Origin of the sequence: Allobosea sp. TWI1241 (assembly GCF_039673065.1) — a bacterium.
Lineage (GTDB): Bacteria > Pseudomonadota > Alphaproteobacteria > Rhizobiales > Beijerinckiaceae > Allobosea.
This window is the reverse complement of record NZ_JBDJKW010000009.1, coordinates 25,187-44,225: the sequence shown is the minus strand read 5'-3', so window position 1 is coordinate 44,225 and position 19,039 is coordinate 25,187. Positions and strand designations below refer to the sequence as shown.

Genomic DNA, 19,039 nt, shown 5'->3' with positions numbered 1-19,039 from the left:
GGCCCGGCGCCGGTTGATCCGCGCAGTCGCGGACGGGGGCAGCCATGGGTCAGACCGAGGACAAGGCGGCCCGGCCGCTCGACGCGCTGAATTTCTTCCTGGCCGATGTCCGGGACGGCCTCGGCCCCTATCTCGCGATCTACCTGCTGACGGTGCAGAAATGGGACGAGGCCTCGATCGGCTTCACCCTCTCGGCCGCCGCCATCGCCGGCATCGTGGCGCAGACGCCGGCCGGCGCGCTGATCGACGCCACCCGCGCGAAGCGGACGGTGCTGATTGTCGCGGCGATCGCCATCACCGTGGCGTCGCTGGCGATTCCCTTCGTGCCGGGGCTGGTTCCGGTCACCCTGCTCCAGGCGCTCTCGGGCATGGCGGGCGCGATCTTCCCGCCGGCGATCGCGGCGGTGACGCTCGGCATCGTCGGCCCCAAGGCCTTCGCGCGGCGCATCGGCCGCAACGAGGCGTTCAACCACGCCGGCAACGCCTCCGCCGCGCTGCTCGCCGGCGGCTTCGCCTACTGGTTCGGCCCGATCGCCGTATTCTGGCTGATGGCGGCGATGGCGGTCGCCAGCATCGCGGCGACGCTTGCGATCGATCCCAAGGCGATCGACCATGACGTGGCGCGCGGCCTGCACGACGCGCAGGACGACAAAGCCGATCCCGCGCGGCCGAGCGGCCTCCGCGTGCTGCTCGCCAGCCCGCCGCTGCTGGTCTTCGCCGCCTCCACGACGCTGTTCCATTTCGCCAATGCCGCCATGCTGCCGCTGGTCGGCCAGAAGCTGGCGCTGGCCTCGCCCGATCTCGGCACGACGCTGATGTCGGCCTGCATCGTCGCGGCGCAGCTGGTCATGGTGCCTGTCGCGCTGGTCGTCGGCGCGCGGGCCGACCGCTGGGGCCGCAAGCCGATCTTCGCAGCCGCGCTCGCAGTGCTGTGCCTGCGCGGCCTGCTCTATCCGCTCTCGGACGCACCGGGCTGGCTGATCGGCGTCCAGCTGCTGGACGGCGTCGGCGCCGGCATCTTCGGTGCGCTCTTCCCGCTGATCGTCTCCGACCTGACGCGCGGCACCGGGCACTTCAACGTGGCGCAGGGCGCGATCGCCACCGCGCAAGGCATCGGCGGCGCGCTCAGCACCGCGGTCGCCGGGGCGATCGTCTACACCTACGGCTACAGCGCCGCCTTCGTCACGCTCGGCGTGCTGGCGGGGCTAGGGCTCGTCCTGCTCCTCGCGCTGCTGCCGGAGACGCGCGACCTGCCGGGCAGCCGGCCGGACGGCGGAACTCCGCCCCTCTCGGGCCAGCCGGCCGCGGGTTGAGGCGGGGCCGGCCGGCGCGCCTGCCATCCGCCCTTTTTCCGCTGCGTTTACCGTGTTACTCCCGGCCGTCGCGGTCGCGCCGCGCCCGCAGAGAATCGTCAAGCCAGCATGCATCCGCTTCGCAGAGTAGCCCATCTCGCAGCCCTCGCCGGAACGGCGCTCGTGCTGGCGACGCCGGCCAGTGCCGATCGCATCCGCAACCCGACCGCGGTGTTCGCCGGGCTCGACAAGATCACCGGGCGCATCATCTCCTTCGAGGTGGCGATCGACGAGACGGTGCAGTTCGGCTCTCTCCAACTGACGCCGCGGGTGTGCTGGACCCGCCCGCCGACCGAGGCGCCGCAGACAACTTCCTTCACCGAGGTGGACGAGGTCACCTTCGACAACGAGTACCGTCGGATATTCACCGGCTGGATGTATGCGGCGAGCCCCGGCCTGCACGGCGTCGAGCACGCGATCTACGATGTCTGGCTGACCGACTGCAAAGGCGGCACCGAGCTGGTCGTCGATCCGAAGGAACCGGAAGCACCGCCTCCGCCGCCCGACGAGCGCACGCCCCGCCCGCCGCGCGATCAGGCGCCGCCCCCGCCGAACCAGCGCATCGACGTGGCCCCGCGCCAGGGCGTGCCGGTGCGGCCGCAGCAGGCGCCGACGCAGCGCTTCTTCCCGACGAACCCGGTTCCGGGCGGCCGCGACCCGACGGGCGGCGGCTGAGGCCGGCGTGAGCGACAGCGGCCTTCCCGGCGCCTCGCGCAACGCGGAGGCCCGGCTGAGACGGCTGCGCGGCAGGCTGGCGAGCCTCGCCAAGCAGCTGCCGCGGCGCGTGCGCCTGCGCGAAGGCCTCGAACACGGCGTGATGTCGACGGTCGCCGCGCTCGTCGCCTATCTGCCGACCCAGGCGCTCGGCCTGCAGGAAGGCTTCTGGGCCGCGATCACCGCCATTGCCGTGGTGCAGAGCGAATTCGGCGCCACCCGCAGCATGGCGCGCGACCAGTTCGTCGGCGCCGCGATCGGCGGGCTGATCGGCGTCGTGGTCATCCTGATCACCGGCCAGCACATCGCGAGCTACGCGCTGGCGGTCGGCCTTTCGGTGCTGGTCGCCTGGCTGCTCAATGTCGCGACCGCCGCCCGGCTCGCCGGCATCACCGCGACGATCATCCTGATCGTGCCGCATGCCGGCACGGCGCAGCGCATGATGCTGTCGCGCGTCTTCGAGGTCGGCTGGGGGGTCTGTGTCGCCATCGCGATCGTCTGGCTGGCCTCGCGCTTCGACCGGAGCGTCAAGGGCGCGGCAGCGACCTCCCCGGCCCCCATGCAGCGCGACGACGCACCGCCGCCGCGCGCCTAATCGGCCTCCGGCGCCGCTCCCGGCTGCGGAGCGAGCTCGGCCAGCGCCTCGCGCCCCGTCACCGTTCTGCCCGCCGGCCAGCACCACCACTCGGCCTCATCCGCGACCGCGGGGTCGAGCAGGTCGCGATAGACGTCGCGCGGCAGCTCGCGCGTGCCGAACTGGGCGAGGTGGTCGGTCTTGAATTGCGCGTCGAGGAGCCGGAAGCCCCCGCGCCGCAGCCGCGCCACCAAATGCACCAGCGCCACCTTGGAGGCGTCGGTCTCGCGATGGAACATGCTCTCGCCGAAGAAGGCGGCGCCGAGCGCCAGCCCGTAGAGCCCGCCGACCAGCCGCCCCTCGCGCCAGCACTCGACGGTGTGGACATGGCCCATGCGGAACAGCGCGCCATAGAGCGTGCGGATGCGGCCGTTGATCCAGGTTTCGTCGCGGTCCGGCAGGCTTTCGGCGCAGGCCGCGATCACCGCCTCGAAATCATGGTCCACCCTGATCTCGAAGCGGTCGGAGCGGACGCGCCGCGCCAGCCGGGAGGGCAGGTGGAAATCGTCGAGCGGGATGATGCCGCGCTCTTCGGGCTCGACCCAGAACAGGCCGGGATCGTCGGCGCTTTCCGCCATGGGAAAGATGCCCGCCGCATAGGCACGCAGCAGGAGCTCCGGCGTGATGGCGGGCGTCCGTGCGGGAATGGAGCGTGCCTTCATGGCGTGATGGGAGCGCGGGCGGGGACGGCTGTCAAACCATGCGGGCGGGGCGGAACCAAGGCGCACGCCGTCGCGGCCGCGCCCGTCCGGGGCCCGGCCCCGGACGGGCAGCGCAAGCCGGCTCAGCCCTGGTTCTGCTCGTCCATGCCACCGGCGGCGAGGAACTTCTCGAGCCAGTGGATATTGTAGTCGCCGTTGAGGATGTCCTGGTTGCGCACCAGGGTCCGGAACAGCGGCAGCGTGGTGTCGACGCCGTCGACGACGAACTCGTCGAGCGAGCGGCGCAGGCGCATCAGGCACTCGGCCCGGTTGCGGCCGTGGACGATCAGCTTGCCGACCAGCGAGTCGTAGTGCGGCGGGATCGCATAGCCCTGATAGGCCGCCGAATCGACGCGCACGCCGAGGCCGCCGGGGGTGTGGAACGAGACGATCTTGCCCGGCGAGGGCCGGAACGTCGCCGGATGCTCGGCATTGACCCGGCATTCGATCGCGTGCCCCTCGATCACCACGTCCTCCTGGCGGATGGACAAGGGCGCGCCGGCGGCGATGCGGATCTGCTCGTTCACCAGGTCGATCCCGGTGATCATCTCGGTCACCGGATGCTCCACCTGGATACGGGTGTTCATCTCGATGAAGTAGAACTCGCCATCCTCGTAGAGGAACTCGATGGTGCCGGCGCCGAGATAGCCGAGATCCGCCATCGCCTTGGCGCAGATGCCGCCGATGCGCTCGCGCTCGCCGGCGTTGAGGGCCGGCGACGGGCCCTCCTCCCAGACCTTCTGGTGGCGGCGCTGCAGCGAGCAGTCGCGCTCGCCGAGATGGATGGCGTTGCCGCGTCCGTCGCCGAGCACCTGGATCTCGATATGGCGCGGCTTCTGCAGATAGCGCTCGATATAGACCGCGTCGTCGCCGAAGGCGGCCTTCGCCTCGGTGCGGGCGGTCTGCACCGCGACGACGAGCTCCTCCTCGCTGCGCGCGACCTTCATGCCGCGGCCACCGCCGCCGGCGGCGGCCTTGATGATGACCGGGAAGCCGATCTCGCGGGCGATGCGCAACGCCTCGCCCTCGTCGCTGACGCCGCCCTCCGAGCCGGGCACGCAGGGAATGCCGAGGCGCTTGGCGGTGCGCTTGGCCTCGATCTTGTCGCCCATCACCCGGATATGCTCGGCCTTGGGGCCAATGAAGGCGATGTTGTGCCGCTCGAGGATCTCGGCGAAGCGGGCGTTCTCGGAGAGGAATCCGTAGCCGGGATGGACCGCGTCGGCGCCGGTGATCTCGCAGGCGGCGATCAGGGCCGGAATGTTGAGATAGCTCTCGCGCGCGGCCGGCGGGCCGATGCAGACGCTCTCGTCGGCGAGGCGCACATGCATGGCGTTGGCGTCGGCGGTGGAGTGCACCGCCACGGTGGCGATGCCGAGCTCCTTGGCGGCGCGCAGCACGCGCAGGGCGATCTCGCCGCGGTTGGCGATCAGGATCTTTTCGAACATCTCAGCGAGCCCCCGTTCCGGCCGGCCCGATCACTCGATCACCAGCAGCGGCTCGCCGTACTCGACCGGCTGCCCGTCCTCGACCATGATCGCGACGACCTTGCCGGCGCGCGGCGCGACGATGTCGTTGAAGGTCTTCATGGCCTCGACCAGCAGCACGCGCTCGCCGGCCTTCACCTCGCTGCCGATCTCGACGAAGGGCTTGGCGTCCGGCGACGGGCGGCGATAGGCGGTGCCGACCATCGGGGAGGTGACGGCGCCGGGATGGGCGGCGGTGGGCTTGGCCTCGACCGGGGCCGCGGCGACGGCGGCAGGAGCAGCCACAGCGGGAGCCGCCGCCACCGGCGCCATCACGGTCGCGGTGATGGTGCGCGCGACGCGGATGCGGAGGTCGCCCTTCTGCACCTCGATCTCGGTCAGGTCGGTCTCGTTGATGAGCTGCGCCATCTCGCGCACGAGTTCGGGATCGATGGGGCTCTTGGTCGCCATGGCGGGCTTCACCGTCTTCAGTCTCGATGGGCGGGACGGGAACCGTCCCGATGAACGCCGAATATGCGAAGGCGCGCCGGCGACGGAGGTCGCGGGCGCCCGGCTCACGGGGGTCTTAACCGGAAGACCCCGGCAGGAAAAGGGCGAATGCCGCGCGGCGGCCCGCCCTCACCCGAGAAAACCGCAGGGAACGCCCCGGCGGGGGCCGCTAGCGCCCTCGCCGGCCGATTGCGCCTCGGCGCGCGGGCGGCCTCAGCCGCTGCAATCGGTCTTGCCGCACTTGCGGACCGAATCGATCTTCTGCTTCAGCACCGCCTCGCCGACGGCGCCCGAGACCAGCTCGTCGCCGACGACATAGGCCGGCGTGCCCTGGATGCCGATCTGGCGGCCGAGCTCGACGACCTTGCCGATCGCCTCGCGGACCTCGTCCGTCTCGGCGTCCTTCTTCAGGCGGGCGACATCGGCGCCGGACTCGCGCGCGATCTCGAGCGCCCGGGCGAAGTTCATCTGGCCCTTGCTGCGCATCAGCTTGAGATGGAAGTCCCAGTAACGCTCGCCGCTGAGCTGCTTCTTGGCGGCGAAGGCGACGCGACTGGCCTCTTCCGAGCCCGGCCCCAGGAAGGGAAAGTCCTTGACCACGACCTTGAGGTTCGGATCGGCCTTGACCAGCGCGACCACGTCCTCGAGCCCGCGTTTGCAGAAGCCGCAATTGTAATCCATGAACTCGATCAGCGTGACGTCGCCCTTGGGATTGCCGGCGATGATCGAGGTCGCCGGGTCGACAAGGGTGGCGACGTCGCTGATCGCCTTGCGTTGCGCGGCGAGCTGCGCCTCCTGGCTGCGGCGCTCGTGCTCGTAGAGCGCATCCATCACCAGATCGGGATTCTTCATCAGCGTCTCGCGGATCAGCTCGACGACGGCCTTGCGCTGCTCGGGGCTCAGCGCCTGCGACTGAGCCATGGCCGGGGCCGCGCCGAAGCAGAGCGAAGCTGCGGCGAGGCCGGCGAAGGCCAGCCTGCGAGGCGAACCGATGAACATGGAGACGTTCCTTTCAACGACGGGCGCTTGATGTGTCGAGGCATGCTGCCGCGCAATCGCGGCGGATTTTGTATCGCGATCCACTCCCGCCGCGGAATCGGTCGCGATCGTCCTCTCCCCGGCGCGTTCCTTGTCGGCCGGAGGGCGGCGGCAGGTCAATTCACAGCTGCGACAGCGCGCTCTGCCCGAGACCGGCCCGAATTGGGGCGCAGCCTGCCAGGCGCCGGCGAAAACCGCCGACAGTCCCGCAAGAGCCCGGCACAGCCAGGATCGGAGAGACCCGTCATGCAGCCCATCATGCAGATCCCCACCCGGACCAGCCACCGCCGCGCCGCCCTGCGGCTTCCCCTGCTCGCCCTCGCGGCCGGGCTCGGCCTGCCGCTGCTGGCCGCCGCGCCGGCCTTCGCCCAGAGCTGCGAGGACCTCTGGTACCAGCGCAACGAGATCTACAAGGCGCAGGGCTACTGCTTCAACACGCAGCGCGGCATCCGTGCCTTCGGCAATGCCGGCTGCGTCTACGACAATGCCGAGGACGTTCCGCTTTCGGCCCAGCAGCGCCGGACGATCGCCGACATCCGCCATGTCGAGCGGCGGATCGGCTGCCCGAACTGAGCGCGCGGTCGCGGGCAGCGGCCTTGCGCCCGACGCGGCTTCCACCCCTGGAGGCGGCGTGGAATAAGCTGTGGATGGCGGCGCGCCGGCGCGACCGCCGGCACGGGGCCGCGTGCTAGACCTCGGCCCTTCCCGCGGCCACCGCCCGTCAGGCGCTCCGGCCGCCCGCATCCCTGGTGACGCAAGACAAGGCATGAAAACCGGCATCGACATGGGCTCGACGCGCAGCGGGGATCCCGCGGAGCTCGACCTGGCGGAACTGCTGGCGACGCGCCTTCTCGTTCAGGGCAATTCCGGCTCGGGCAAGTCGCACCTGCTGCGCCGCCTGCTCGAACAGAGCGCGCCGCTGGTGCAGCAGGCGGTGATCGACCCCGAAGGCGACTTCGTCTCGCTGGCCGACCAGTTCGGCCATGTCGTGGTCGACGGCACGGCGAGCCCGCAGGAACTGCAGAAGATCGCGCTGCGCGTGCGCCAGCATCGCGTCTCCGTCGTGCTCAATCTCGAGGAGCTCGACGCCGACGAGCAGTTGCGCGCCACGGCCGCCTTCCTCGGCGGGCTGTTCGAGATCGAGCGCTCCTTCTGGTATCCGATGCTCGTCGTGGTCGACGAGGCGCAGCTCTTCGCCCCGGTGATGGCGGGCGAGGCGTCCGACGAGGCGCGCCGCCTCTCGCTCGGCGCGATGACCAACCTGATGTGCCGCGGCCGCAAGCGCGGGCTCGCGGGCGTGATCGCGACGCAGCGCCTGGCCAAGCTCGCCAAGAACGTCGCGGCGGAAGCCTCGAACTTCCTGATGGGCCGCACCTTCCTCGATATCGACATGCAGCGCGCCGCCGACCTGCTCGGCATGGACCGGCGCCAGGCCGAGATGTTCCGCGATCTTGAGCGCGGCCAGTTCGTCGCGCTGGGCCCCGCCCTGTCGAAGCGGCCGCTGCCGGTGCGGATCGGCCCGGTCGCCTCGGTCGACCGCGGCGGCGCGCCCGGCCTGCTGCCCCTGCCCGAGCAGGCGCCAGAGGACGCCAGCAAGCTGATCTTCACCGCCGGGGAGGACGAGGCGGCGCCCGCCCCCTGGCCGCGCCAGCCGCGCCCACGGCCCTCCGCGGCGCCCGAGATCATCCGGCGCATCGAGACGCAGGGGCCGCCGGCGCCGCCGCCCGAGCCCGAGATCGAAATGGACCCGGCCGAGCGCGAGGAGGCGCTGGTCGCGATCCTCAACGAACTGCTCGACGAGCCGGAATCGCGCGACCGGCAGGTCGCCGTGCTCTACCAGGACTTCACCGTGCGCTGCCGGATGCGGCGGATCGGCGGGCCGGAGACCAGCCTCGACGCCTTCCGCAAGCGCCTCGCCGTGGCGCGCGCCGGTGCCAGCGAGGAGGTTTTGTCCTCCGATGCCTGGGAGAAGGCGCTGACCGCCGCCGAATCCCTGCCGGAAGACCTGCACGGCTTCTTCCTGTTCATCGCGCGCGCCGCGATCGAGGGCGCGCCCTGCCCCTCCGACGCCGAGCTGGCGGAAGCCTATGGCAGCCACTCGCCGAGCCGTGCGCGACGCCTGCTCGGCTATATCGAGGAGCGCGGGCTCCTGGTCTGCCATGTCGATTTCCGCGGCCAGCGCACCCTCGCCTTGCCGACGCTCGGCGTCGAGACCGCCCCCGGCCTCGCGGCCGCCGTGGCGATGCGGGGCATCCCGACGCGCCGGGCCCGCGGCTGACTCGGCTTCCCTAGGATTTCGCGGGACAGCAGCCCTGACCGCAGGAGCCGGCCCGCAATGCCGGCGGCGTCTCCCCGTGCCCCGAAACGAAAATGCTCGCCGTGAGGCGAGCATCGGGACAAGGACTGCTGCCGGGGGCGAGGCAGTCCCCTCGCCCCCGGAAGCCGTTTCTAGCGGCGGGCGTCAGTGCCCCTTGCCGTTGCCGACCGTCATCCGGTCGACCCAGGCGATGCCGATCGCCGAGACGATGAAGACGACATGGATCAGCGTCTGCAGCAGCACGCCGGTCTCGGTATAGTTCGTCGTCCGGCCGAGCCCGCCGATATTGCCGGCCTCGATGAAGGTCCGTAGCAGGTGGATCGAGGAGATGCCGATGATCGCCATCGCCAGCTTGATCTTCAGGATCGAGGCGTTGACGTGGCTGAGCCATTCCGGCTGGTCGGGATGGCCCTGCAGGCGCAGGCGCGAGACGAAGGTCTCGTAGCCGCCGACGATGACCATGATCAGCAGGTTGGAGATCATCACCACGTCGATCAGCCCGAGCACCACCAGCATGATCTGCTGCTCGCTGAAATCGAAGGCGTGGGTGACGAGGTGCCAGAGCTCCTTGAGGAACAGGAAGACGTAGACGCACTGCGCCACGATCAGCCCGAGATAGAGCGGCACCTGCAGCCAGCGCGAGGCGAAGATCAGCATCGGCAGCGGCTTGAGCGGCGCGGGAATGGCCGGTGTCTGGCGGGGTTCGGCGGGGTGGGACATGACGGGTTCGAAGGTTCGCCCTGATGGATGGAATCACGCTTGCGGCGTGAATGGTGCAGCGCGAGATGGTGCGGCCGTGTGACGACTGCAAGCGCAAAGCGCGGTCGCAAGGTCAGGCGATGAATTTTCGCCTTTTTTGAGACCTATTCCTGCATGCCAGTCTTGAAATGGACTGCCGCCGGGTTTTGATGGCGGAACAGTTCGCCCCCTCCGGGATTGGAGGGGAAAGGAGTTTGGCCATGATCAAAACCACGATCGCCGCTGCCGCCGTTGCGGGCGCTTTCGCCCTGGCGGCTCCTGCCTCCGCCGCGCCGCTGGCGCCGGTCACCGCCGCCGTCGCCCAGTCGGGCGGCCAGGGCCTGGTCGAGACGGTGCAGTACCGCCGCTATTACGGCCCGCGCTACGGCTATTACGGCCCGCGCTATCGCTATAACCGCGGCGCAGCCGTCGGAGCCGGCATCGCCGCCGGCGCGCTGGGCGCGCTCGCGGCCGGCGCCCTGCTCGCGCCCGGCCCGGTCTATGCCGAGCCGGTGCCCCCGCCGCCGCGGGTCTACGTCTCGCCGGATGCCGACGCGATCGCCTATTGCTCGCGCCGCTTCCGCACCTACGATCCGGAAACCGGCACCTACATCGCCAATGGCGGCATCGTGCGCTACTGCCCGTAAGGGCCACCCGCACCCCACGCGATCCACGGCCCTCCTCGCGGAGGGCCGTTTTCGTTCGGGGCGCAGGGCGCTCATGACTTGCCTTGGCGCGCCGCCGGGCTTCAATGCCTGCCTCGCCTGAATCGGAGCCGTGCCCGTGCGTATCGCCACCTGGAACGTCAATTCCGTCCGCCAGCGGCTGGGGCATCTGCTCGCCTTCCTGGACGAGGCGCAGCCGGACGCCGTCTGCCTGCAGGAGCTGAAATGCGTCGATGGCGACTTCCCGCGCGCCGAGATCGAGGCGGCCGGCTGGCAGGTCGAAACCCATGGGCAGAAGACCTTCAACGGCGTCGCGATCCTGTCGCGCGTGCCGCTGGAGAAAGACAGCGTCCGCCGCGGACTGCCGGGCGACGAGAGCGACGTCCAGGCCCGCTATCTCGAGGGCGTGCTGCCGCATGGCGACGGCGTGGTGCGCCTCGCCTCGATCTACCTGCCCAACGGCAATCCGCCGAACACCGAGAAGTATCCCTACAAGCTCGGCTGGATGGAGCGGCTGACCACGCATGCGCGCGGCCTGCTGGCGCATGAGGAGCCGCTGGTGCTGGCCGGTGACTACAACGTCATTCCCGATGCGCGCGACGCCCGCGACCCGGCCGCCTGGACGGGCGACGCCCTGTTCCTGCCGCCGACGCGCTCGGCCTTCCGCAAGCTGCTGGGGCTCGGCTTCACCGAGGCGCTGCGCGCCACCACCGATGCGGCGGGGCTCTATACGTTCTGGGATTATCAGGCCGGGGCCTGGCAGCGGAACAACGGCATCCGCATCGACCATCTCCTGCTCTCGCCGCAGGCGGCGGACAGGCTGGCCGGCGTCTCGATCGCCAAGCATGTGCGCGGCTGGGAGAAGGCCTCGGACCATGTGCCGGTGCTGATCGACCTGCACTGACGTGCGTTGCCGCCAGGCCGCAGGCACTCACCTTCGACAGCGGGCGTGACGCCCTGCCCCGTCCGGCTCACTGGCGGGTAGGCGTCCTGGCCTGCTGGCGCTCGATCAGGGCGAGTGCCGCGGTCCGGTCGTTGACGCTGGCGGAGGCGAAGGCCGCCTCGTAGCGCTCGGAGATCCAGCCCTCGCGGACCGTGTCGGCGCCGGCCTGGGCGAGCGCGAGCCACATCAGCCCGAGGATCGGCTGGCGCGGCACGCCGTCACCGCCGCGCAGCAGCATGTCGCCGAAGACGGCGCGGGCCGGAGCATGGCCCTTCTCGGCCGCGAGCTTCATCCAGCGCGCCGCCTGGCGGGCGTCGCGGCGGGCGCCGGTGCCGTTCAGATAGAGACGCGCGAGATTGTACTGCCCGTCCGGGTCACCGAAATACGACGCGGCGTAATGGAACATGTCGAAGGCGCGATCGGGATTGGGCTTCACATAGGTGCCCTTGATCCCGTCGAGGAAATAGCCGCCGAGCGCGACGAACGCAGCCGCGACGATGCGCCCGTCCGAGGTGCCCGGGATCTGGTCCGCGTTCTCGTCCGCGATCTTGGAGAAGTACTCGAAGGCCTTGAGATCGTTGACCGGGACGCCGTCGCCGCTGGCATAGACCCGGCCGAGCTTGAACTGGGCGGCGAGATGGCCGCGCGAGGCGGCGAATTCGAGGGCGCGCACTGCGCCGGCCTGGTCGCCGGCGGTCGAGTCGCGCATCCAGGCCTTGAGGGCCTCGCGGGCATTGCTGAAGGGCGCGAGCGGCAGGGCCGCGCCCGGCGCCGGGCTGGTCGACGGGGCGGAGGCCAGCGGGCGCGCCGGCGCCAGCGGGGCCACCGCGACCTCGCCGTCCTCAGGCTCGGCCAGCGGCGCGCTGGGAATCGGCAGCGGCGGGACCGGCCCGCGCGATCCGGGCATCTCCTGCGCCCAGGCTACCGACTGGCAGCCCAGGAGCAGAAACGCGCCGGCGATGATCGTGTCAGATATCCGCATAGCAATGGGTCTCGGCGGCGCCTCCCGGATGGGTCACGGCCCCACCCATGGCGGAACCGACGGTCTGCGCGTATTTCCACAGGGCGCCGGAGCGATAATCGGTCTCGCGGGGCGTCCATGCCTTACGACGCTCCTCAAGTTCGGCATCAGAAAGGCGGACTGCGAGCTTTCCTGTGATGGCGTCGAGCTCGATGATGTCACCGTCGCGGATCAGGCCAATCGGGCCGCCGACGGCCGCCTCGGGGCCGACATGGCCGACGCAGAAGCCGCGCGTCGCGCCCGAGAAGCGCCCATCGGTGATGAGGGCGACCTTGTCGCCCATGCCCTGCCCATAGAGCGCGGCGGTGGTCGAGAGCATCTCGCGCATGCCGGGGCCGCCCTTGGGGCCCTCATAGCGGATGACGAGCACGTCGCCTTCCTTGTAGGTGCGCTCGGTGACGGCCTTGAAGGCCTCCTCCTCGCAGTCGAAGCAGCGCGCCGGGCCGGCGAAGACCAGCTTGTCCTGCGGCATGCCGGCGATCTTCACGATCGCGCCCTCGGGGGCGAGATTGCCGACGAGGCCGACGACGCCGCCGGTCGGCGAGAGCGGCTTGTCGGCCGGGTAGACCACGTCCTGGTTCGGGTTCCACTTCACCGAGGCGAGGTTCTCGGCGATGGTCCGGCCGGTCACGGTCATGCAGTCGCCGTGCAGATAGCCATGGTCGAGCAGCGTCTTCATCAGCAGCGGAATGCCGCCGACCTCGAACATGTCCTTGGCGACGTATTTCCCGCCCGGCTTCAGGTCTGCGACGTAAGGCGTGCGGCGGAAGATCTCGGCGACGGCGAACAGGTCGAAGTCGATGCCGCATTCATGCGCGATCGCCGGCAGGTGCAGCGCCGCATTGGTCGAGCCGCCGGAGGCCGCCACCACGGTCGCCGCGTTCTCGAGCGCCTTGCGGGTGACGATGTCGCGCGGGCGGATGTTGCGGGCGATCAGCTCCATCACCTGCTCGCCGGCGGCGTAGCAGAAGGTGTCGCGGACGTCGTAGGGCGCCGGGGCGCCGCAGGAATAGGGCAAGGCCAGGCCGATCGCCTCGGCCACCGTCGCCATGGTGTTGGCGGTGAACTGCGCGCCGCAGGCGCCGGCCGAGGGGCAGGCCACCTGCTCGATCTCGGCGAGGTCCTCGTCCGACATCGCGCCGACCGAATGCTTGCCGACCGCCTCGAACATGTCCTGGACGGTGACCGGCTGGCCGCGGAAGGTGCCGGGCAGGATCGAGCCGCCATAGATGAAGATCGACGGCACGTTGAGGCGCACCATGGCCATCATCATGCCGGGCAGCGACTTGTCGCAGCCGGCGAGGCCGACCAGCGCGTCATAGCAATGGCCGCGCATGGTGAGCTCGACCGAATCCGCGATGACCTCGCGCGAGGCCAGCGAGGACTTCATGCCCTGGTGGCCCATGGCGATGCCGTCGGTGACGGTGATGGTGCAGAATTCGCGCGGGGTGCCGCTGGCGGAGGCGACGCCCTTCTTGACCGCTTGGGCCTGACGCATGAGCGAGATGTTGCAGGGCGCGGCCTCGTTCCAGCAGGAGGCGACGCCGACGAAGGGCTGCGCGATCTGGCCGGCCGTCATGCCCATCGCATAGTAATACGACCGGTGCGGGGCGCGGGCGGGCCCGACGCTGACATGCCTGCTCGGAAGCCTGGACTTATCGAATACGCGCGCGCTCATTTCGCCTTGTCTTCCCTGCCCTCTGATCCCGCGCCTTCTGCGCGGGATCCGGTTTGCCATGTGGAAACCGGGGGGCGCAACGCCGAGCCACGCGACCTGGACCTTCAGCCGACCGACGGGACATTTCGGACATCGCCCCGTCGAAAGGCCCGAATACTTCCAGATCGCAACAATTCGACGGGTTCCGTTGCTGATGGCGCTTTATGGCAGGAACGCGGCGATCGGCGCCGACAGCGGCAGACGCCGAGTAATCAGCCTCGGCGTTGCGCAAATATCACAAGAGACACGACGCCGGGACGGCGGCTGCGCGATAGCCGTCGCAGCAGCGTTACGAGCCCGCGAAAGACGGCTCCAGAGGGTGACGCCTGCCCATCGCCGACGGCACAGCCTCATTTAAAACAATTACAATCAGCATCCAGTTTAGAATAGGTATAAGTCTTTGAATAATCAGGCTTATCGCCTTGACCGGACGCCGCCGGGCCTCTACCGCTCCCCTCGCTTCGCCCATCGCGACAGCCCCCGATTTCAGGAGCGAACCATGACGGTGAAATCCAGCCTCTACGCAGCTGCGCTGACGTCCTGCCTGCTGGCGGCCCCGGCCTTCGCCCAGAGCGTCAACCTCTACACCACCCGCGAGCCGGCCCTGCTGAACCCGGTCATCGAGGCGTTCACCAAGGACACCGGCATCAAGGTCAACGCCGTGTTCATGAAGGACGGCCTGCAGCAGCGCATCCAGGCCGAGGGCGCCAACAGCCCCGCCGACGTGATGCTCGTGGTCGATGTCGGCCAGATCGCCGCCGCGGCGGATGCCGGCATCACCCAGCCGATTCCGGGCACCGCGGTCGACAAGATCGTACCCGCCGCGCTGCGCGGCCCCGGCGACAACTGGGTCACGCTGACCCAGCGCGCCCGCATCGTCGTCGCCTCCAAGGAGCGCGTGAAGCAGGACGCGATCACCTATGAGGATCTCGCCGACCCGAAGTGGAAGGGCAAGGTCTGCATCCGCTCGGGCCAGCACCCCTACAACAACGCCTTCTTCGCCGCCTATCTCGTGCGTCACGGCGCCGAGAAGACCGAGGCGTATCTGAAGGGCCTCAAGGCCAACCTCGCCCGCAAGGCCGGCGGCGGCGACCGTGACGTGGCGCGCGACATCCTGTCGGGCCAGTGCGACGTCGCGGTGATGAACACCTACTATATCGGCCTGATGAGCAAGGCCACGAACGAGCAGAAGTCCTGGTACGACGCGATCAAGCCGCTCAAGAGCACCTTCCAGGGTGGCGGCACCCATGTGAACGTCTCGGCCGCGGCGATCGCCAAGAACGCGCCGAACAAGGACAACGCCGTCAAGCTGATCGGCTATATGCTCGGCGCCAAGGCGCAGGAGATCTATGCCGACGGCAACTTCGAGTATCCGGTGAACGCCGAGGTCAAGGACGCCGCCGCCGTGAAGCTGCTGGGCGCCCTCACCCCCGACACGACCTCGCTCGGCGAGATCGCCAAGAACCGCAAGGCGGCGTCCGAGCTGGTCGACAAGGTCGGCTTCGACAATTGAGCCACGCTCCGGTCCGATCCGGACTGACTGGACGGCCGCCATTCGCTTGGCGGCCGTCGACTCGTTTCGTCCTGGCCGCCGTTTTCGCGGCGACCCTGGTGGCGCTGCCGGTTCTGGCGCTCGGCTTCACCGCCCTGTCGCGCGAGGCGCTGTCGGTCTGGCCGCATCTGGCCGCCAACGTGCTGCCTGTCGCGCTCGGCAACACCCTGCTGCTGCTGGCCGGCGTCGCCGCCTTCTGCGCGGTGGTCGGCGTCGGCACGGCCTGGATCGTCACGCAATACGATTTCCCCGGCCGCGCCAGCCTGGAATGGCTGCTTGTGCTGCCGCTGGCGATGCCGACCTACATCACCGCCTATGTCTATGTTGAGATGCTCGGCTTCCAGGGGCCGTTCCAGACGGCGCTGCGCGCGCTCACGGGCTATCGCTCGCTGCGCGACTACTGGTTCCCCGATCCGCGCAATCTCGCCGGCGCGATCCTGATCCTCGGCCTCGTGCTCTACCCTTACGTCTATCTCAGCGTGCGGGCGCTGTTCGGCATGCAGAGCGCCGCGATCGTGGAATCGGCGCGCACGCTCGGCGCATCGCGCTCGCGGCTGTTCTGGCGCGTCGCCCTGCCGATGTGCCGGCCGGCGCTGGCCGCCGGGCTGACGCTCGCCATGCTGGAGGCGCTGAACGACATCGGCGCCAGCGAGTATCTCGGCGTCCGCTCGCTGACGCTGTCGGTCTATTCCACCTGGATCAATGGCGGTTCGTTGGCCGGCGCGGCGCAGATCGCCTGCGTCATGCTGTTCGTGATCGTTCTGCTGATCCTCGCCGAGGCACGGGCGCGCGGCGCGCGGCGCTTCGCCCTGCCGGTGAAGCGCTTGCGCCCGGTCGGCCGCAGCCGGCTGCGCGGCGGCGCGGCGGTGGGGGCGGCAATCGCCTGCGCCTTGCCCGTGCTGTTCGGCGCCGCGCTGCCGATCGCCTCGCTGTTCGGCGAGTTCCTGCGGCGCGACCTGCTCGCCCAGGCCGACGCCGCGATGCTGCGCGCGCTCGGCAACACCGTGCTGATCTCCGGCATCGCAACCCTCGCCGTGGTCGCGGTCGGCCTGATGGTCGCCGCCGCCATCCGCCTCGGGCGCGAGCGCTGGCTCCCTGCCGCCGGACGGATCGCGGCGCTCGGCTACGCCATTCCCGGCACCGTGCTGGCGGTCGGGCTGCTGGTGCCGCTCGCCGCCTTCGACAACCTGATCGCCGATACCAGCCGGGCGCTGTTCGGGGTCAGTCCCGGCCTCGTGCTGCTCGGCTCGGGCGCAGCGCTGGTCATCGCCTATGCGGTGCGCTTCCTCTCCATCGCCATCGGCGGCTCGCAGAGCGGACTGGCGCGGATCCCGACGCGCATCGACGACGCCGCCCGCTCGCTCGGCGCCGACCGCCGCGAGGTGATGCAGCGCCTGCACTGGCCGCTGCTGCGCCCGGCCATCGCCGCGGCGGCGCTGCTGGTCTTCGTCGACTGCATGAAGGAGCTGCCGGCGACGCTTTTGCTGCGCCCGCTCAACTTCGACACGCTGGCGACGCTGGTCTACGGCCACGCCTCGCGCGGCGTCTTCGAGGACGGAGCGCTGGCCGCGCTGCTGATCGTGCTGGTCGGCCTCTACCCCGCGATCATGCTGGCGCGTGCCGGAAACGGGGAAAACCTCTCCCGGGACGGCTGAATCGGCCCGGTTTCCGGCGCTGCGCCGGTCGACTTTCCGTAGCGGCCGGACTAAACCCGGTCCAGCTAGGCCAAGCGCGGTCGATGGCTGCGGCCGATTCGCGCCCGAGCCCGGCAGCAGGATCGACACGCTGCAGCGCCGACCGAGGTCCATGACACGACGCGCCTCCATCATCGGCCTTGCCGTCGCGGCCATGCTGCTCGCCCTCGGGCTGCAGCCATGGCACCTCGCGCTCGGGCTGGTGGAACGGCACGTCGTCGCCGGCATCGAGGGTCGGCTCGGGCTCAAGGTCACCGCGATCAGCCGGGCCGAGATCGCGCTGCTGCCGCTGCCACGCATCAGCATCTCCGAAGTCGCCTTCACGCAGCCGCAGGGCGGGCTCTCCGGCAAGGCGATGCGGCTGCGTGCCCGCGCCCGCCTGCTGCCGCTGCTGGCGGGCCGGCTGGACTTCGACCGCATCGACCTGATCGGGCCGGAGCTCGACCTGCGCATCGACGGCCCGTCCGAAAGCCGCACGCGCTGGCTGGCCGCGCCGATCGACTATCTGCGCCAGCTCGACCGCGACACCCAGTTGGTTGTGACGCGCGGCAGCCTGATGCTGCGCTCGGAAGGCACGATCCAGACCACGTTGCGCGACCTCGATCTCGTGGTCGACGGACGCTCGGCCGGCGAGCCGGTCAGCTTCAACGGCTCGGTGACCTGGCGCGGCGAGCAGACGAGGCTCGAAGTGCTCTGGCCGGTGGCCGGCGAACGGGCCGAGGCATCGCTCTCGCTCAGCGCACGACCGCTGACGCTGCAGTTCAAGGGCAATCGCACCGCCGCGCTCGAGGTGATGACCGGCAAGGTCTCGCTGACGACCGCATCCCTGCCGCAGGCCCTGGCCTGGCTCGGCGCCCGCCCGCGCATCGCCTCGCTCGTCCGGCAGGTCGAGCTCGGCGCCGACGCGCAGTTCGCCGGCTACGACCTCTCGCTCAGCGGCGTCAGCGCGAAGCTCGACGGCGATCTGCTCGAGGGCGCGCTGCGCATCAACGGCGCCAACCAGCGACTGATGCTGTCTGGCACACTGGCCGGCGCCGATTTCGATCTCGGCCGCCTGCTGCGCCAGGCTGGCCAGCATCCCGGCGGCGAGACGGCCGAGGGCCGCGAGACGCCGCTCGAATTCGAGAGCTGGACCGCGCACGACATCGACCTGCGGGTCTCGCTCGACGCCGCCCGCCTCGGCGACGCCAGGCTCAGCGAACTCGCCTTGCAGTTCATGGCCAAAAAGGGCCGCTTCGAGGTCGCCCTGCTGCGCGCCGGCAGCTATGGCGGCACGGCCCGCGCCCGCCTGCTGGCGACGCCGGTGGCCGGCGGGGCCGACGTCAAGCTCCAGTTCGGGCTCGACAAGGTCAATCTCAGCCAGGCGGCCGCGCATCTGCAGGGGCTCGCCCCGTTCTCCGGCACGCTCGGGGCGCAGTTCGCGCTGGAGGGCGTCGGCGACAGCTTCGAGCAGGTCGTCGGCTCGCTGACCGGGCGCGGTACCGCCTCGCTCAAGCAGGGCGAAATCCGCGGCGTTTCCTTCGCCGAGATCCTGCGCCGGCCGGAGAAGGGCGCGGCCCGCGACTGGCGCCAGGGCAAGACGGCCTTCGAGACGGCGCAGTTCGCGGCGCTGGTGCAGGGCGGCGTGGTCTATCTGACCGACGGCCAGGTCGCCGGCACGGGCTATGGGCTCTCGCTCAGCGGCCACGCCGATCTCGGCCGCCACTGGCTCGAGATGACCGGCATCCTGACGGCGACGGGCGGCGCCTCGCGATCGCTGTTCGAGCTGCGCGGCCCCTTCGCCGCTCCGGCCTTCACCCCGGGGCTGGACAGCATCCCACCGCGCGACGGCCTGCCTTCGCCGCTGACGCGCTGAGCCCCGCCGTCCAGCCTCCGCCCAACGGCGACATGATTTCCCGAATCGCCTGAATCGCTTGCGCGGGTTCGCTGCCGGCTCGATTCAAGCCGGAGGCCCCCCATCGGCCACGCGCTGGCCGG

17 protein-coding genes are annotated in these 19,039 nt (G+C 70.3%); 10 read left to right on the top strand and 7 right to left on the bottom strand.

Going from position 1 to position 19,039, the window contains the following annotated elements; translation table 11 throughout:
* Positions 1–44 precede the first annotated feature (44 nt).
* The 3 genes from ABE438_RS12995 to ABE438_RS12985 all read left to right on the top strand — a co-directional run bounded on the left by ABE438_RS12995 (position 45) and on the right by ABE438_RS12985 (position 2,661).
* Entirely contained in the window at positions 45–1,313 is a 1,269-nt protein-coding gene (locus tag ABE438_RS12995; RefSeq protein ID WP_346503059.1) for an MFS transporter, read from the top strand.
* Positions 1,314–1,421: 108 nt separating this feature from the next.
* Positions 1,422–2,027: a DUF2155 domain-containing protein gene (locus ABE438_RS12990; RefSeq protein ID WP_346503058.1), complete on the top strand. Its 606-nt coding sequence runs from the start codon at positions 1,422–1,424 to the stop codon at positions 2,025–2,027.
* Between the two features lie 7 nt (positions 2,028–2,034).
* On the top strand, positions 2,035–2,661 hold the full coding sequence (locus ABE438_RS12985; RefSeq protein WP_346503057.1) for an FUSC family protein: 627 nt from the start codon (positions 2,035–2,037) through the stop codon (positions 2,659–2,661).
* On the opposite strand, the gene aat is transcribed toward ABE438_RS12985, so the two are convergent.
* From aat to ABE438_RS12965, 4 genes are all read right to left on the bottom strand, one after another.
* Positions 2,658–3,362, bottom strand: a complete 705-nt coding sequence (aat, locus tag ABE438_RS12980) for a leucyl/phenylalanyl-tRNA--protein transferase (RefSeq protein WP_346503056.1) — start codon at positions 3,360–3,362, stop codon at positions 2,658–2,660. The two genes, ABE438_RS12985 and aat, sit on opposite strands and share 4 nt — an antisense overlap.
* Positions 3,363–3,484: 122 nt before the next feature.
* Positions 3,485–4,849 carry an acetyl-CoA carboxylase biotin carboxylase subunit gene (gene accC, locus ABE438_RS12975; protein ID WP_346503055.1) on the bottom strand — a complete coding sequence of 455 codons (1,365 nt, stop codon included), beginning with the start codon at positions 4,847–4,849 and terminating at the stop codon, positions 3,485–3,487.
* A 30-nt stretch (positions 4,850–4,879) separates the two neighbouring features.
* Positions 4,880–5,338: an acetyl-CoA carboxylase biotin carboxyl carrier protein gene (gene accB, locus ABE438_RS12970; protein WP_346503054.1), complete on the bottom strand. Its 459-nt coding sequence runs from the start codon at positions 5,336–5,338 to the stop codon at positions 4,880–4,882.
* 252 nt (positions 5,339–5,590) lie between these two features.
* Positions 5,591–6,376 (bottom strand): DsbA family protein, encoded by a 786-nt coding sequence (locus tag ABE438_RS12965; RefSeq protein WP_346503053.1) that lies wholly within the window; start codon positions 6,374–6,376, stop codon positions 5,591–5,593.
* 285 nt (positions 6,377–6,661) lie between these two features.
* On the opposite strand from ABE438_RS12965, the gene ABE438_RS12960 reads away from it, so the two are divergent.
* Positions 6,662–6,988 (top strand): YARHG domain-containing protein, encoded by a 327-nt coding sequence (locus ABE438_RS12960; protein WP_346503052.1) that lies wholly within the window; start codon positions 6,662–6,664, stop codon positions 6,986–6,988.
* Positions 6,989–7,181: 193 nt separating this feature from the next.
* Entirely contained in the window at positions 7,182–8,693 is a 1,512-nt protein-coding gene (locus ABE438_RS12955) for an ATP-binding protein (RefSeq protein WP_346503051.1), read from the top strand.
* A 183-nt stretch (positions 8,694–8,876) separates the two neighbouring features.
* Here the strand turns inward: ABE438_RS12955 and ABE438_RS12950 are convergent, their stop codons facing one another.
* On the bottom strand, positions 8,877–9,452 hold the full coding sequence (locus ABE438_RS12950; RefSeq protein ID WP_346503050.1) for a TIGR00645 family protein: 576 nt from the start codon (positions 9,450–9,452) through the stop codon (positions 8,877–8,879).
* A 239-nt stretch (positions 9,453–9,691) separates the two neighbouring features.
* On the opposite strand from ABE438_RS12950, the gene ABE438_RS12945 reads away from it, so the two are divergent.
* On the top strand, positions 9,692–10,117 hold the full coding sequence (locus ABE438_RS12945; RefSeq protein WP_346503048.1) for a BA14K family protein: 426 nt from the start codon (positions 9,692–9,694) through the stop codon (positions 10,115–10,117).
* 136 nt (positions 10,118–10,253) lie between these two features.
* Positions 10,254–11,039, top strand: a complete 786-nt coding sequence (gene xth / locus ABE438_RS12940; protein ID WP_346503047.1) for an exodeoxyribonuclease III — start codon at positions 10,254–10,256, stop codon at positions 11,037–11,039.
* A gap of 67 nt (positions 11,040–11,106) precedes the next feature.
* On the opposite strand, the gene ABE438_RS12935 is transcribed toward xth, so the two are convergent.
* Entirely contained in the window at positions 11,107–11,985 is an 879-nt protein-coding gene (locus ABE438_RS12935; protein WP_346503046.1) for a tetratricopeptide repeat protein, read from the bottom strand.
* A gap of 61 nt (positions 11,986–12,046) precedes the next feature.
* Positions 12,047–13,777, bottom strand: a complete 1,731-nt coding sequence (ilvD, locus tag ABE438_RS12930; RefSeq protein WP_346503045.1) for a dihydroxy-acid dehydratase — start codon at positions 13,775–13,777, stop codon at positions 12,047–12,049.
* Between the two features lie 538 nt (positions 13,778–14,315).
* On the opposite strand from ilvD, the gene ABE438_RS12925 reads away from it, so the two are divergent.
* The 3 genes from ABE438_RS12925 (at position 14,316) to ABE438_RS12915 (ending at position 18,917) form a co-directional block, all read left to right on the top strand.
* Positions 14,316–15,329: an extracellular solute-binding protein gene (locus ABE438_RS12925; RefSeq protein WP_346503044.1), complete on the top strand. Its 1,014-nt coding sequence runs from the start codon at positions 14,316–14,318 to the stop codon at positions 15,327–15,329.
* A 98-nt stretch (positions 15,330–15,427) separates the two neighbouring features.
* Entirely contained in the window at positions 15,428–17,023 is a 1,596-nt protein-coding gene (locus tag ABE438_RS12920) for an ABC transporter permease (protein WP_346503043.1), read from the top strand.
* 151 nt (positions 17,024–17,174) lie between these two features.
* Positions 17,175–18,917: an AsmA family protein gene (locus ABE438_RS12915; protein WP_346503042.1), complete on the top strand. Its 1,743-nt coding sequence runs from the start codon at positions 17,175–17,177 to the stop codon at positions 18,915–18,917.
* The last annotated feature ends 122 nt before the right edge of the window (positions 18,918–19,039 follow it).

Coding starts and splice junctions, on each gene's coding strand:
- ABE438_RS12995 (WP_346503059.1), top strand. CDS start 45: ATGGGTCAGACCGAGGACAAGGCGGCCCGGCCGCTCGACGCGCTGAAT.
- ABE438_RS12990 (WP_346503058.1), top strand. CDS start 1,422: ATGCATCCGCTTCGCAGAGTAGCCCATCTCGCAGCCCTCGCCGGAACG.
- aat (WP_346503056.1), bottom strand. CDS start 3,362: ATGAAGGCACGCTCCATTCCCGCACGGACGCCCGCCATCACGCCGGAG.
- accC (WP_346503055.1), bottom strand. CDS start 4,849: ATGTTCGAAAAGATCCTGATCGCCAACCGCGGCGAGATCGCCCTGCGC.
- accB (WP_346503054.1), bottom strand. CDS start 5,338: ATGGCGACCAAGAGCCCCATCGATCCCGAACTCGTGCGCGAGATGGCG.
- ABE438_RS12965 (WP_346503053.1), bottom strand. CDS start 6,376: ATGTTCATCGGTTCGCCTCGCAGGCTGGCCTTCGCCGGCCTCGCCGCA.
- ABE438_RS12960 (WP_346503052.1), top strand. CDS start 6,662: ATGCAGCCCATCATGCAGATCCCCACCCGGACCAGCCACCGCCGCGCC.
- ABE438_RS12955 (WP_346503051.1), top strand. CDS start 7,182: ATGAAAACCGGCATCGACATGGGCTCGACGCGCAGCGGGGATCCCGCG.
- ABE438_RS12950 (WP_346503050.1), bottom strand. CDS start 9,452: ATGTCCCACCCCGCCGAACCCCGCCAGACACCGGCCATTCCCGCGCCG.
- ABE438_RS12945 (WP_346503048.1), top strand. CDS start 9,692: ATGATCAAAACCACGATCGCCGCTGCCGCCGTTGCGGGCGCTTTCGCC.
- ABE438_RS12935 (WP_346503046.1), bottom strand. CDS start 11,985: ATGCCCGGATCGCGCGGGCCGGTCCCGCCGCTGCCGATTCCCAGCGCG.
- ilvD (WP_346503045.1), bottom strand. CDS start 13,777: ATGAGCGCGCGCGTATTCGATAAGTCCAGGCTTCCGAGCAGGCATGTC.
- ABE438_RS12925 (WP_346503044.1), top strand. CDS start 14,316: ATGACGGTGAAATCCAGCCTCTACGCAGCTGCGCTGACGTCCTGCCTG.
- ABE438_RS12915 (WP_346503042.1), top strand. CDS start 17,175: ATGACACGACGCGCCTCCATCATCGGCCTTGCCGTCGCGGCCATGCTG.